General features: G+C 49.6%; 13 protein-coding genes. 9 read left to right on the top strand and 4 right to left on the bottom strand.

All coding sequences use genetic code 11. The features are described 5' to 3' along the window. Positions 1–79: 79 nt before the first annotated feature. From B5066_RS07270 to B5066_RS07305, 8 genes are all read left to right on the top strand, one after another. Positions 80–1,483 (top strand): FAD-binding oxidoreductase, encoded by a 1,404-nt coding sequence (locus tag B5066_RS07270; protein WP_079475282.1) that lies wholly within the window; start codon positions 80–82, stop codon positions 1,481–1,483. Next, the gene (locus tag B5066_RS07275; RefSeq protein WP_079475283.1) at positions 1,476–2,783 is read left to right on the top strand and encodes a (Fe-S)-binding protein; all 1,308 of its coding nucleotides are present in this window, start codon (positions 1,476–1,478) and stop codon (positions 2,781–2,783) included. Before B5066_RS07270 ends, B5066_RS07275 begins: the two co-directional genes overlap by 8 nt. Positions 2,784–2,888: 105 nt before the next feature. Next, a complete protein-coding gene (locus B5066_RS07280; RefSeq protein WP_079475284.1) occupies positions 2,889–3,449 on the top strand; it encodes a methyltransferase family protein in 561 nt (186 codons plus the stop codon). A gap of 18 nt (positions 3,450–3,467) precedes the next feature. Then, positions 3,468–4,970 carry a phytoene desaturase family protein gene (locus tag B5066_RS07285; RefSeq protein ID WP_079475285.1) on the top strand — a complete coding sequence of 501 codons (1,503 nt, stop codon included), beginning with the start codon at positions 3,468–3,470 and terminating at the stop codon, positions 4,968–4,970. Positions 4,971–5,143: 173 nt separating this feature from the next. Further along, positions 5,144–6,130 carry a ketoacyl-ACP synthase III gene (locus B5066_RS07290; RefSeq protein ID WP_079475286.1) on the top strand — a complete coding sequence of 329 codons (987 nt, stop codon included), beginning with the start codon at positions 5,144–5,146 and terminating at the stop codon, positions 6,128–6,130. Positions 6,131–6,251: 121 nt separating this feature from the next. After that, on the top strand, positions 6,252–6,992 hold the full coding sequence (locus tag B5066_RS07295; RefSeq protein ID WP_079475287.1) for an SDR family oxidoreductase: 741 nt from the start codon (positions 6,252–6,254) through the stop codon (positions 6,990–6,992). Between the two features lie 117 nt (positions 6,993–7,109). Then, a complete protein-coding gene (locus B5066_RS07300; RefSeq protein WP_079475288.1) occupies positions 7,110–7,973 on the top strand; it encodes an alpha/beta fold hydrolase in 864 nt (287 codons plus the stop codon). 16 nt (positions 7,974–7,989) lie between these two features. Further along, positions 7,990–8,853: an alpha/beta fold hydrolase gene (locus B5066_RS07305; RefSeq protein WP_079475289.1), complete on the top strand. Its 864-nt coding sequence runs from the start codon at positions 7,990–7,992 to the stop codon at positions 8,851–8,853. An 8-nt stretch (positions 8,854–8,861) separates the two neighbouring features. Here the strand turns inward: B5066_RS07305 and B5066_RS07310 are convergent, their stop codons facing one another. After that, positions 8,862–9,686, bottom strand: coding sequence for an ABC transporter permease (locus B5066_RS07310; RefSeq protein ID WP_079475290.1), 825 nt, complete (start codon positions 9,684–9,686; stop codon positions 8,862–8,864). Positions 9,687–9,703: 17 nt separating this feature from the next. Then, positions 9,704–10,636 carry an ATP-binding cassette domain-containing protein gene (locus tag B5066_RS07315; RefSeq protein WP_079475291.1) on the bottom strand — a complete coding sequence of 311 codons (933 nt, stop codon included), beginning with the start codon at positions 10,634–10,636 and terminating at the stop codon, positions 9,704–9,706. Positions 10,637–10,791: 155 nt separating this feature from the next. On the opposite strand from B5066_RS07315, the gene B5066_RS07320 reads away from it, so the two are divergent. Then, entirely contained in the window at positions 10,792–11,730 is a 939-nt protein-coding gene (locus tag B5066_RS07320; RefSeq protein ID WP_079475292.1) for an alpha/beta hydrolase, read from the top strand. Positions 11,731–11,781: 51 nt separating this feature from the next. On the opposite strand, the gene B5066_RS07325 is transcribed toward B5066_RS07320, so the two are convergent. Both B5066_RS07325 and B5066_RS07330 read right to left on the bottom strand, forming a co-directional pair. Then, positions 11,782–12,849 (bottom strand): SDR family oxidoreductase, encoded by a 1,068-nt coding sequence (locus B5066_RS07325; protein WP_079475293.1) that lies wholly within the window; start codon positions 12,847–12,849, stop codon positions 11,782–11,784. A 115-nt stretch (positions 12,850–12,964) separates the two neighbouring features. Continuing rightward, positions 12,965–13,507: a M15 family metallopeptidase gene (locus tag B5066_RS07330; protein ID WP_244897359.1), complete on the bottom strand. Its 543-nt coding sequence runs from the start codon at positions 13,505–13,507 to the stop codon at positions 12,965–12,967. Positions 13,508–13,556: the final 49 nt, after the last annotated feature.

A 13,556-nucleotide genomic window follows, 5' to 3' on the forward strand; every position in this document is an offset into this window, starting at 1 on the left:
GCAAAATATTGCATTCGCCCGTATGAGGGAGTACGATAATGTTAAGTTGCAATAGGAAGAGAGAAAGGAGCTGCTTTTATTGCACGAATGGGAAGAACAATTGCGCGCTCTTTTAAGTGACAAACGGGTATTTACAGAGATTGCCGACCGGTATAGCTACAGCTTTGATGCTTCTTTTGGCGAGCACTTGCCCGAAGTGGTAGTGCAGCCAAAAACGACAGAGGAAGTACAGGCAATTATGAAAATCGCCAACCGGTTCACCCTCGCCGTGACGCCGAGAGGACAGGGAACCTGCCTGAGTGGAGGGCCGTTGCCGGTCCACGGGGGAATACTTTTGGATATGGCCCAGTGGCCGGGGGAGATTAATGTTTTTGCCGATGACTTGATCGCGGTCGTGACGCCGAGTGTACTGACGGCTGATATTCATGCTGCGGCCGAAGATGCCGGCTTAATGTATCCGCCGGATCCAAGCAGCGCCCACGTGTCGACGATCGGTGGAAATCTGGCTGAAAATTCCGGTGGCCCGAGGGGGTTGAAGTACGGCGTGACGAAGGATTTTGTGATAGGCCTTGAGATTGTCACACCTGAGGGTGAAGTTATGCATACTGGCGGACGTACGATTAAAAATGTAACCGGTTACGATTTGACAAAGCTGCTTGTTGGCTCTGAAGGGACGCTTGGCGTGATTACAAAAGCTACGCTCAAGCTGGTTCCGAAGCCTCCAGCTAAACAAACAATGATGGCCGCGTTCACAGATATGGCGACAGCCGGTAAGGCTATTTCAAAGACACTCACCTCAGGAGTTCTGCCGGCAAAAATGGAATTCATGGACCGTGCCTGTATCGAAGCGGTGGAGCGGTACCGGCCGTCGGGTCTCCCCACGGCATCGGAAGCGCTTCTTTTAATTGAATTCGATGGCCATCCGGAGACTGTTAAATTAGAAGCGGAGCAAGTGAAAAAAATTCTGGAATCCCTGGAGGCGGATCCGGTTATTACAGCCGGAAGCGAGGAAGAAGCCCAGAAGCTCTGGAGCGCCAGAAAGCTTGTTTCGCCGGCAATTGCTACGATCAAGCCGACGAAGATTTCGGAAGACGCTACAGTGCCAAGAAGCCGGATTCCAGAAATGATGGAGCGCCTGAAGCAGATCAAAGAAAAATATCAGGTGGAGCTCGTCGTGTTTGGCCATATTGGTGATGGCAACCTCCATCCGGATATTATGTGCGACCAGCGCGATGAAGAAGAGATGATACGTGCCGAAAAGGCGGTGGCGGAAATTTTCCGTGCAGCCCTGGATCTGGGTGGTACGCTGTCCGGAGAACACGGTATCGGTACGATGAAAGCTCCTTTTATGGAACAGGAAATGGGAGAGGTGGGAGTAGCGATGCTCAAGCGGATTAAGGAAGCGTGGGACCCAAACAACATTATGAACCCGGGGAAAATCTTCGCAGAAAAAGGGCAGAAGCTGGTGCTGCGTGATGGCTGATACATTAAAAGACATGCTCCGCTACGATTTGACCTTTGACTGTGTGCAGTGCGGCTACTGTCTTCCTGTGTGTCCGACTTATGAAACAATGGAGCGCGAGACTCATTCCCCGCGCGGCCGTATTAATTTAATCAAAATGGTTGCAGAAGGAAAAGCAGCCGTGGAGGATTTAAAGCAGCCAATCGACAAATGCCTCGGGTGTATGGCATGTACAACCGTTTGCCCGACTGATGTGCAATATGGGCAGCTGTTTGAAAGTGCCAAGCATGTGATTGATGAGTATGAAGAAAAAACGTTCATACAGCAAAAAACCGAGCGTTTTTTATTTCATTCATTTTTTCCTTCTACAGGATGGATGGACCAGCTTGGAAACGCGACTTGGCTGTACCAGGTGAGCGGTCTGCAAAAAGCAGCACGGGGGCTGAAATTAATGTCTGCGGCACCGCTTCATCTCGATAAGTTTGAACAGGTGCTGCCCCCGGCACCTTCGCCGAAAGAGAGGCATGCGAGAAAAAATCGCCTGCATCCGGATAGTCCGCCGAAAGTGGTAGTTGCTTTCTTTACTGGCTGTGTGATGGACAGCGTATTTTTTAAACAAAATGAAAAAACGATGGAGCTGCTCCGGCTTTCCGGAGCAGAGGTGCAGCTGCCAAAAACGCAGACCTGCTGCGGGGCGCTGCATGCTCATGCCGGCAAAGAGCCTGAAGCCATAACACTCGCCAAGAAAAATATACAGGCATTTGAAGAGAAGCCGGTGGACTACATTGTGAACAATGCTGGAGGATGCGGGGCCCAGTTGCATAAATATGGAGAGCTGTTTGCCGGAGATCCGGAGTGGGAGCCGCGGGCGAGAGCTTTCTCTGGTAAAGTCAGAGATATCACCGAAATACTGGTGGAGCTTGACGGCCTGGAGTTTACCGAAAGGGTGGAAGAAACTTATACGTATCAGCCTTCCTGTCATATGACAAATGTACAGAAGGTAAAAGAACCGCCGCTTCAGCTGATTCGCTCTGTGCCCGGAGTGACGCTTAAAGAGCTTGACCGGCCCGACTTCTGCTGTGGTTCAGCAGGTATTTACAATATTACACAGTATGAAGATGCCATGGATATTCTGGATGTGAAAATGGAAGACGTTAAGCGGCAGTGCCCGGAAGGTATTGTTACGACCAACCCGGGCTGTATGCTCCAAATGAAATTGGGCGTACAGCGGGAAGACCTCGAAGAAGAAATTGATACGGTGCATATTGTGGATCTTTTAATGAAAGCAAAGCCGGTGGCTAAAAAAGCGGTGGAGGCGTAAAAGATAATAAAAAACAGGGAGGGCTTTTGGTTTAGCGGCAGCATAGATAGGGGAATTGGTAACGAGTGTAAAAAGAAATGAGGCATGAAGGGAGAAGGTAAAACCATGGTGTTGATTGATACAATATTTGTGGTGGTTACCTTCTTCTGGATCGCTGAATTTTTTTTATTCAGGCAGAAAGCTCCCTCGAAGGAACCGGAGCGTATGGAGAGCCGCTCGTTCCGCTGGATACTGGCAGCTGTCATTCTGTCGATGGGAACCGCAGTGGTATTTGGCGAGACCGGTTTCCTCAGCCTCTCTTCAGCCCGGCTTCAGATCGCCGGTCTTTGTCTGTACGGAGCCGGTATTGGCTTGCGGTATTGGGGGATTCTTCATCTGCGGGACCAGTTCAGCAGGGACGTGTCTGTCCGGAACGGCGACCGCCTCGTAAGCAGCGGACCGTACCGTCGTTTGTGCCATCCGCTTTATACCGCTTTACTTTTTATTGTACTTGGCTTTTGCTTATTCATGAATAGCCCCGGAGCAGCAGTCATAAGTACAGGAGTTATGGTGCCGGCACTTCTTTACCGTATCCGTATTGAAGAAGAAATGCTGCGCCAGACACACGGAGAAACGTATCGTATATGGTGCCAGCGAAGAAACCGGCTAATCCCATTTTTGTACTAATTCACGGAGGTGTGCTATTTGAAGAAAAAAGCAATTGTCATTGGCGGAGGCCTTGGAGGCATGTCCGCAGCGATCCGGCTGCAGACGGATGGATATGAGGTAACGTTACTGGAGAAAAATGAAAATCTTGGCGGAAAATTGAACCGCCGCAGCGGGAAAGGGTTCACCTTCGACACCGGCCCATCTATTCTGACGATGCCATGGGTGCTTGAACAGCTGTTTCACAGCGCAAACCGCTACCTTGATGATTACATACAGGTAGAACGGGTGGAACCGCAGTGGAAAACATTTTTCGAGGACGGAACCTCGCTGAACGTGACGAGCGATCTGCCCGGCATGATTGAAGAAGCGGCGAAAGTTACGGATCAGCCGAGCCGTAAAATTACGGAGTTTTTATCCTATACAGAAGAAATGTATGAACTGTGCATGAAAAGCTTTTATAAATACAGCATCGAAGACCTAAAAGACTTAAAAAGCCACCATACGTTAGGCGATTTAATGAAGATGGATCCGTTGAACACAGTGGCGAAGGCGACCCATAAGCAGTTTGCCAATAAATACCTCGAGCAGATGTTCAACTTTTTCATTATGTACGTTGGATCCAATCCGTACGCCGCCCCGGCCATTTTAAACCAGCTCGTCTATGTACAGCTCGGGCTCGGTATTCATTACGTGAAGGGCGGCATGTACAAAATTGCCGAGGGCATGCAGCGGCTGATGGAGGAGCTTCGGGTCGACGTTCATCTGAACAGCCCCGTCAGCCGTCTGCTCGTAGAAAACGACCGGGTGACCGGAGTGGAAACAGAGAGTGGGGAAACGCACCAGGCAGATGTTATCGTATCGAACCTTGAGGCCATCCCGGCCTACAATACGATTGCCCCTTCGGAAACGAAGGCGAAAAAAGAAGCCAAGAAACTAAATAAAACGTTTATTCCGACAGTTTCGGGCGTCGTGCTGCTGCTTGGGGTGAATAAAAAATTCGAGGGGCTTCATCACCATAACTTCTTTTTCTCTGAGGATCCTGAGCTTGAGTTTAAGCAGGTATTCGAGGAAAAGGTTCCAGCCGACGACCCGACCGTGTATATTGGTATCTCGGCCCGGTCGGACGAAGCCCAGGCGCCGGCAGGTAAAGACAATTTATTCGTACTGACACACGTGCCGCCAATGGATACTAAACAGAAAAAATCTTTTGACTGGGATAAATACCAGGAGACGATTCTGGATAAATTAGAGAGAAACGGAATGGAGGGCCTGCGGGAGTCAATCGAGTTTGAGTACCGTTTTACTCCGGAAGGACTTGAGGAACTTTACGGCGCCAACGGAGGCTCGATTTACGGAGTGGCCTCCGACCAGAAAGTAAACGGAGGATTTAAAGTGCCGGCAAAAAGCCGAATATACGATAACCTTTATTTTGCCGGCGGTTCCACGCATCCTGGCGGTGGTGTGCCAATGGTTACACTGTCCGGCCAACTGACGGCAGATCTGATTCAAAAACACGAGCAGGCAGATATGAAAAAATAACTTAACAGCCCTTCCCGGCCCGGGAAGGGTTTTTGCCTGCTCCGGTACTTTTGATATGCGTAAAGCAAAGGAAGCATAACCCTTTATTTTGTGATAATATAAATAAGTATGAGATTAAACAAAAACCAAAGCGCAATAGCGATAATTATACATAAAACGGGGGTTACATACCGATGGTACAATCAAAAGCTTCAATTACAGCATTAGGGTCCTTTGTTCCGGAGAAGCGGCTGACAAATGATGATTTAGAAAAAATGGTGGAAACAAACGACGAGTGGATTACGTCCCGTACCGGCATTAAAGAACGACGGATTACAGCAGATGACGAATTCACCAGCACGATCTGCGTAAAAGCAGCGGAGGAGCTGCAGCAGGTAAGTGGAAAAACGCTTGAAGACGTGGACCTTATCATTGTGTGCACGCTGACGCCCGACCACAAAACACCAAGCGTCGCCTCTTTGGTGCAGGCCAGCCTTGGTATTTCCGGGGCTGGAGCTTTTGATTTAAACGCTGCTTGCGCCGGCTTTTCCTACGGGCTGCACGTGGCAGACGGCATGATCAGTTCCGGTCTTCATCGTAAAGTGCTTGTGATCGGCGCTGAAACGCTCTCTAAAATTACGGATTATACAGACCGGGCGACATGTATTTTGTTCGGGGACGGCGCAGGCGCAGCTCTAGTAGAAGCAGACGAAAGCAATCCATCTTTTCTGGCCGCTCTCACGGATTCAGACGGGAAAAAGGGTGAATACCTTTACTGCACCGATCTGTCCAACCAAATTGGCGGACAGGAAGTGGATTCAGACGGCTATGTTGTGCAAAACGGCCGGGAAGTTTACAAATGGGCAGTCAAAACAGTTCCTCAGGGGATCGACAAGCTTTTGGATGATGCAGGAGTGGCAATTGAGGACATCGATTGGTTTGCCCCGCACAGTGCGAACATGAGAATGATCGAATCGATCTGCGAGCGTACCGGCATTCCAGTGGAAAAAACGCTGACGAGTCTCGAATATTACGGCAACACATCATCCGCTACAATTCCGTTATCTCTCCGGGAAGCGCAGAAGGACGGCCGTTTAAGCAACGGCGACCTCGTGCTTATTTACGGATTTGGCGGCGGTCTGGCGCAGTCTGCGTTATTAGTCCGCTGGCATGCAGAATAATTGAATTGAAAGAGCTCCCGGAGCAGGGGGCTCTTTTTTGATGAGCAGCAAAGGTTATGATTATAGTGCGGCGGGTATAGAGAGTACGTAATCAATTCAGAACAGCATTGGAGGATATAACATGGCAGAAGTTGAAGGAAAAGTAGTTATACTGACTGGTGCTTCAAGTGGTATTGGTGAAGCAGCAGCTAAAGAATTAGCTGGCAAAGGGGCTAAAGTAGTGCTGGCCGCCCGCCGGGAGGAGCGTCTGCAGCAGCTTCAAAAAGACATTGAACAGGTCGGCGGTACGGCTGCCTATAAAGTAGTGGATGTCACCTCCCAGGAGCAGATGGACGAACTCGCCCAGTTTGCCAATGAAACGTACGGCCAAATTGACGTTATAGTAAACAATGCCGGATTGATGCCGCTCTCGATGCTGCGGAACCGGCAGTTCGAAGACTGGAACCAGATGATCGATGTGAACATTAAAGGCGTGCTTTATGGTATTGGTTCCGTTCTCCCCTACATGAGGGAAAGAAAAGAAGGGCACATTATTAATGTTTCCTCGGTGGCAGGCCATCAGGTATCTCCGGGCGGCGCTGTCTACAGCGGAACGAAATATGCGGTGCGCGCGATCTCGGAAGGGCTCCGCAAAGAAGAGTCACCGGAAAACAACATTCGATCAACGATTATATCGCCGGGGGCTGTTGAATCGGAGCTTACCGAGACTATATCGGACGATCAGGTGAAAGAACGCGTGGATGAGCTGTATCAAAACGCAATTTCTTCAGAAAGTATTGCCCGCACGATCCGTTACGCGATTGAAGAACCGGCGGAAGTATCGGTTAATGAAATCGTCGTTCGTCCGACAGCACAAATGTAAAAGAAACGGCACCTATCCACATGGATAGGTGCTGTTATTTTTAGCTGCTGTGGAAATTCATCATTGAAGCAGGCCATTTCCGGGTAAAAGAAACTAACAGAACCAAGGAGGTTTTCGATGGCAGAACTATCATTTAAATATGTGCACGTGAATGGCCTCCGCCTTCATGTGGCCACCGCAGGACCAAAGGAAGGGGAGATGGTCATACTCCTGCATGGCTTTCCGGAATTTTGGCGTGCCTGGGAGAAGCAGATGCATGCCCTTGCGGAGGAAGGCTATTTTGTAGTAGCGCCTGACCAACGGGGGTATCATCTGAGCTCGAAGCCTCCTGAAAAAGCATCTTATTCCATGGATGCTCTCCGGGATGATATCACCGGGCTGATTTTTCACTTTAAAAGAGAGAAGGCTGTAGTTGCCGGCCATGACTGGGGCGGGGCTATAGGCTGGTATCTGGCACTTACGCGGCCGGAATACGTTTCTTTGTTTATCCCGGTGAATATGCCGCACTTAACCGCCATGCCAAAGACGATGCTCATGCATCCTATGGACATAATAAAAGGATATTATATGGCGGCTTTTCAGCTCCCCGGCCTTCCGGATAAAGCGGCTGCGATGTTCCAGTACGCCGCATTAAAGGCCCATCTGTCTGTAACGAGCTGCCCAGGCACGTTTACAAAGTCAGAGCTGGAGCAGTACCGGTTTGCCTGGTCACAGCCCGGCAGCGTAACGGCTATGTTCAATTGGTTTCGGGCCATCCCATTCGGGCCGGCGGAAGCGATGAGCACGGAAACAATCAATGTGCCTGTACGCATGATCTGGGGGATGCATGACTGGTTTTTAGGCAGGGCAGCCGCTAAGGAAAGTCTGAAATACTGCAGCGACGGAGACGGAATTTTTATTGAAGAAGCGACGCATTGGGTGCATCATGAGCAGCCGGAGCTTGTCACACAGTCCATTAGAAATTTCATTCAGGAAAAATAACTAGGAGGCACCAGATATGCAGGATATCAGCTTTGAAACGATAACAGTCAACGGAATTTCTTTACACACCGCATTGGCTGGTCCGGAGAACGGGCCACTGGTCATACTGTTACACGGTTTTCCGGAATTTTGGTACGAGTGGAGGCATTTGATCGGCCCGCTTGCAGCGCGGGGCTACCGGGTGGCGGCTCCGGACCAGCGCGGCTACAATCAAAGCAGCAAGCCGCCTGAGATTGAAGCATACGCTCTGGATGAACTGCGTAATGATGTAACGGAGCTGATCAAAGCGATGGGACGGGAAAAAGCAGTAATCATTGGTCATGACTGGGGCGGAGCAGTAGGGTGGTACACGGCAGCTTCGAGGCCTGAATACGTGGAAAAATTTGTTGCCATTAATATTCCGCATCTGCCGGCTATGCCGGCAAGCATGAAAAAAGATCCGACCCAGCTTCTAAGAAGCTCATACATGCTGTTTTTTCAGCTTCCCGGACTTCCGGAAAAACTGCTTGCCTATAATGACTTTGAAGAGTTTGCCAATGGTCTCGTAAAAACAAGCAAACCTGGAACGTTTACTGAAGAAGATGTAGAAAGATACAAAGAAGCATGGTCTCAGCCGAATGCGGTCACGACCATGATTAATTGGTACAGAGGAATGAGAAAAGGGCCGAAGGATATTGTGGAATCAAGCTATGTGACTCCGCCGGTACGGATCATCTGGGGTGTTGGGGACGCCTTTCTGTCGAAGGCTTCCGCCCGGACGAGCCTTGGATACTGCCGCGATGGAGAATTGATTTTTGTGTCTGATGCGACGCATTGGGTCGTTCATGAGCAGCCGGATATTGTGGAGCGGCTGGTCACAGAATTTATGGAAAAAACGTGACCCGTTGCTTAGGCGTTGGCTCTTCGGAAGCTCACGGTGGCAAGGGCGATCAAAATGGAAGTAAAAATAATTAAAAACAGCAGCTCCTCTGCCACCGTCACTGTACGCCCGAACAGCTGCAGGTTGAGCCCGAGCGCGTTCTGGGCAGCGACGGGCAGGTCTCCGGCGCCGGTCATTACTTTTTTCATAGCGTCTACGCCGTAGGTGACAGGATTAACTTTAACAAGGATATCCATCCAGGCTGGCATGTTTGTTACTGGAAACAGAGCTCCTGAAAGAAAGACCATGGGGAACACGAGAACCTGCACAATCAGCTGGAATCCCTGTGTCGACCGAAGCAGGCTTGCTATTAGCAGGCCAAGGGAAGCAAGGGTGCACGAAAGCAGAAACATAATCGGCAGCACGGCCAGGACGTTGCTCCATTCGTAGGTTACGCCGAGGACCGGAATAAGGATAAACATCAGTACTCCCTGCATAAAAGCAACTGTGGAGGCCCCGAGCATTTTGCCGATCGCAATATTCACCCGGGACACCGGCGAAACGAGGATTTCTTTCATATAGCCGAATTCTTTGTCCTGGATGACTGACAAGGATGAAAAAATTGAAGTCATTAAAAGGGTCATGGCTACAATGCCCGGGAAAATGAAAGTAAGATAATTAAAATTCTCGATTTCAGAGGTTTGATTCATTACCAGGTTTTCCATCGTGCCGCTGAACCCGCCGCCAAAAATAATTAAAAATAAAATAGGCATCGCAAATGAGCCGAGAAGCCGGGCGCGGTCCCGGATGAATTTCATTAAATCCCGCTGCCAGATAGCAAAAATACCTTCCATATGTGTGTTCTCCTTTCTTAAGCGGGGCCGGCTTTAATATTGCGTCCTGTATAGGATAAAAACACGTCATTAAGCGTCGGCCGGCGTATGTTGAGGCTCGTAATAGGTATGCGGATCTGTTGCAGAAACGTAGAAATAAACTGGTCGCTGCTTGGTACCTTAATGCGCAGAACACCTGCTTCCTCCTGTATTTCTGCCTCCGGCATATCATGCTGCAGCTGCGTGGCTACTGCATTATTATCCTCGGTGCCGAGTTCAATCACGTCCCCGCCAACCTGCTGCTTCAGCCGTTTGGGTGTATCGAGGGCAATAATGCTGCCTTTATCCATAATGGCAATGCGGTGGCTGATTTCCGCCTCGTCCAGGTAATGCGTAGTTAGAAAAATGGTTATATTTTCTTTTTCCTTCAGACGGAGAATATATTCCCAAATATGCGCGCGGGTCTGAGGATCAAGGCCGACTGTCGGTTCATCCAGAAACAGTACCTTCGGATAGTGAAGGAGCCCCCGGGCGATTTCAAGCCTTCGTTTCATCCCGCCGGAGAATTCTTCCACTTTTTTCTTTTGGTTGTCGGTTAAGTCTACGATTTCAAGAACCTCTTGAATGCGCTCCGTTCGTTTATGTTTAGGGACCCGGTAAAATCGGCAGTGAAGCTTCAAGTTTTCAAGGGCGCTTAATTTTTCATCGAGCGTATTTTCCTGAAAAATGATACCAATGCTCTCCCGGACTTTTGCTTTCTGCTTAAACGCATCATAGCCGTTAATGGTAACGCTTCCGGAAGTGGGCGCGAGCATCGTGCAGATCATGTTGATAGTTGTGCTTTTTCCTGCCCCGTTCGGGCCGAGAAAGCCGAATATTTCTCCCTGGGCGACGTCAAAATGAATGCCTTTGACCGCTTCCATATCTTTAAACGATTTTCGCAGTTTGTGCACTTGAATGATAGATTCCATATGTTTACCCCTACTTTAGCCATAGTCGTTATGTTAGCGTAACTATATAACTTCAGAGAGTTAACGTCAATGTATACGAAGCAGGTCAGAGTGGAATGAAGGGTAACCGGGCAAAATTGAGGGTATGGATTAATAGATAGAAGGGGGAAGGAACAATGGAACTTCGAGACCATGTAAAGGAATACCTAAACCAAAATATATCCTTCGAAGTGGAAACGGTGGAGGAAGTAGTCGATGAGCGGAGACGAAGAAACGAAATGGCGCCGGAGCCTTCAGCTCGCCCGGCAGTAGCTGAAGTGTTGGATAAAGATATCGATTTAGATGGACGCACGTTAACTGTTCGACGATATAAGCCTATATCCGAAGAGCCGCTTCCCACCGTGATTTTCTTTCACGGAGGCGGGTTTGCCGTTGGCAGCCTTGAAACCCACGATGCTTTCTGCCGGGTGCTGGCCAATGAACTGGAGGCATACGTTGTAGCAGTGGATTACCGGCTTGCCCCGAAATATCCGTTTCCATCCGGGGTATACGATTGCCTGGATGCTGTGCGCTGGGTGCTTTCTGAATACCGGGACTGGGCAAACACAGAGGACCGGTTTTATCTATGCGGGGACAGCGCCGGCGCAAATATTGTATACGCAGCTTCTACTCTGCTTCGAAAGGAACAGACATACCTTGAGGGGCAGATGCTTTTGTACCCTGTTGCTGATTTTTATAACCGGGACGAAGACCCCGCCTACGTATCCTATCATCGTTTTAGTGAAGGCTATGGACTGACGGCTAAAAACGTAGGTGACTTCTGGGCGCATTATTTGTCTTCATGGGATGAACGCAGGGATCCACTGGCTGTGCCGATGCGGGATACGGATAAACGGGAAAATCCTCCGACCCTTATTATTACAGCGGAATATGATGTACTGCATGATGAAGGCGAGGAGCTGGCAAGACAGATGAAAGAAGCAAATGCAGACGTTCATCATCATCAGGTGGATGGGACAATTCACGGGTTTATCAACCAGTTTCCGCTTGAAGAGGACGGCCAGGAAGCGATGCACTACATGCGGGCATTTGTACACAAGCATATTGGAAAATAACAAAACACCCATCCGGCAGAAGCTGAATGGGTGTTTCGGATGTGTGCGGAATCAGCCTGAGAATTTTGGAATCAACCGCTGTTCCTGAAATTCGCGAAGCAGCTGCCGAAACATGTCATCACTGTTTACCACTTCAGTAAAACCAAACTGTTTTACCTTATTAGTGTCAGACATCACATCGTATTCTACATTAAAAATAAAGTCACCGAACGGCCAGGCAGCTAATTTATCGAAAGGGATAGCCTGGAGGCTGTATTTTTCCTGCATTTCCTCCCAGAGCCCCTTCTGCAGCGGCATAAAATCAGAAAGTGTGATCGTCTGCACCGGCCCGGTGTCCATTTGGAATTCCTCGGCGATAACCGGCCACATGTGCTCCCAGCGAAAGAAATCTCCGTTAGTAATATTGAACGTTTCAAATGCACATGGCTCATGCAGGGCAGCCCAGACCGAACAGCGGGCGAGCAGGCCGGCATCGGTAACCTGGGCGAGCGACCGGTAGGTTACTTCTTTTCCCGGGAAACGAAGTGGAAGGCCGAGTTCTTTAGAGATAGAGGCATAGACAGCAATGACCATGCTCAAATTCATCGGAGTGCCTACCGAATAGCCGCACACGACATCAGGGCGCAAAATGGTCCAAGACCAGTTTTTCCCCGCCTGGTGGTTACGAAGGTAATCCTCCTGGTTGTAATAAAAGTTTGGTGGCATATGGCGCGGATCGCTTTCCCGTGCCGGTGTTTTAAAGGCGCTGATATGGGCTCCGTACACTTTAGCCCCCTGCATCAACACCACGCGCTGGAGCTGGCTGGACGTCGCTTCCACAGCCTGAACAGCGCTTTGAAGCATGGTAGTATTAACCGTAATTTGTTCCTTGGAAAGGGGATCATAATCCTGATAGGCGGCATAAAAGATATGCGTGACTGCGGGCACGTCATGGAGGGCTTTAGTGATTTCTTCCTCGTTTAAGAGGTCTGCCTCTACGTAATAATCAGCTCCGTGGGTGTCTTCCGGCTGGTGCCGAGAAATGCCCACAGCCTCCCAATCCTCCAGAGATGCAATATGTTTTAGAATGCTGCTGCCTATAATACCGGTAGCTCCTACCACCAGGGCTGTTTTAGTCATTAAAGAGGACTCCTTTCACAATAGAGGGTACTACAGCTGTATACCACAAACTGCCAGAAGCTTAACCTCGCCGTGGGAAAGAAAAACGTCCGGATAACTAGCCGGACGCTGGTAGTTAGGTATTCTGCTGTTCCGCAGCTTGGAGCTCTTCAAGGCTGAGGCCAAAGGTCATCTCGAGATGGGGATAGTCTTTAAAACCGGGCCAGTCCCCGCCCCAGTTGAAACCGAGTTCTTTAGCGATCTCTACGGCCTCCGTCCAATCTGCTTTACCGTTCCCATTGTCATCGCGTTCCATATCCCAGACGAGCTCTCCGTCCGGTGTGCGTAAAGCAAAGTCAATAGCAAGGCCGTAATTATGATACGATTCGCCGCCTCTTGCCTGCGTTACAATTTCTCCCTGCGTGGTCCGTCCCTGGGCGTATAAAGCATTCTGCTCCTCCACAGAACGGTATCCATCCGTTACAACAACCTGGATTCCCTGCTGTTCTGCACGTTGGATCCATTCATTTTTTCGTTCTTCTACGACAGGGTGGAGGGCGTTTTGTGCGACGACCTCGCTTGCTTCCACCTGGGGGAGCGGATTTTGCCTGCTGTTCCACCCCAGTACAACGAGAATGAGAAGTAAACCGGTCATCAGTAACAAGACATGTCTTTTCACTCAGCTGATTTCCTTTCTTTTTTGCGCCCAGGAGTTGTAAACGAGTAGG

Source organism: Marinococcus halophilus, from assembly GCF_900166605.1.
Taxonomy (GTDB): domain Bacteria; phylum Bacillota; class Bacilli; order Bacillales; family Marinococcaceae; genus Marinococcus; species Marinococcus halophilus.

Bases quoted from the DNA above. Each gene is read 5' to 3' on its own strand.
- B5066_RS07295 (WP_079475287.1), top strand. From the start codon at position 6,252: ATGGCAGAAGTTGAAGGAAAAGTAGTTATACTGACTGGTGCTTCAAGT.
- B5066_RS07290 (WP_079475286.1), top strand. From the start codon at position 5,144: ATGGTACAATCAAAAGCTTCAATTACAGCATTAGGGTCCTTTGTTCCG.
- B5066_RS07310 (WP_079475290.1), bottom strand. From the start codon at position 9,686: ATGGAAGGTATTTTTGCTATCTGGCAGCGGGATTTAATGAAATTCATC.
- B5066_RS07315 (WP_079475291.1), bottom strand. From the start codon at position 10,636: ATGGAATCTATCATTCAAGTGCACAAACTGCGAAAATCGTTTAAAGAT.
- B5066_RS07320 (WP_079475292.1), top strand. From the start codon at position 10,792: ATGGAACTTCGAGACCATGTAAAGGAATACCTAAACCAAAATATATCC.
- B5066_RS07325 (WP_079475293.1), bottom strand. From the start codon at position 12,849: ATGACTAAAACAGCCCTGGTGGTAGGAGCTACCGGTATTATAGGCAGC.
- B5066_RS07305 (WP_079475289.1), top strand. From the start codon at position 7,990: ATGCAGGATATCAGCTTTGAAACGATAACAGTCAACGGAATTTCTTTA.
- B5066_RS07280 (WP_079475284.1), top strand. From the start codon at position 2,889: ATGGTGTTGATTGATACAATATTTGTGGTGGTTACCTTCTTCTGGATC.
- B5066_RS07275 (WP_079475283.1), top strand. From the start codon at position 1,476: ATGGCTGATACATTAAAAGACATGCTCCGCTACGATTTGACCTTTGAC.
- B5066_RS07300 (WP_079475288.1), top strand. From the start codon at position 7,110: ATGGCAGAACTATCATTTAAATATGTGCACGTGAATGGCCTCCGCCTT.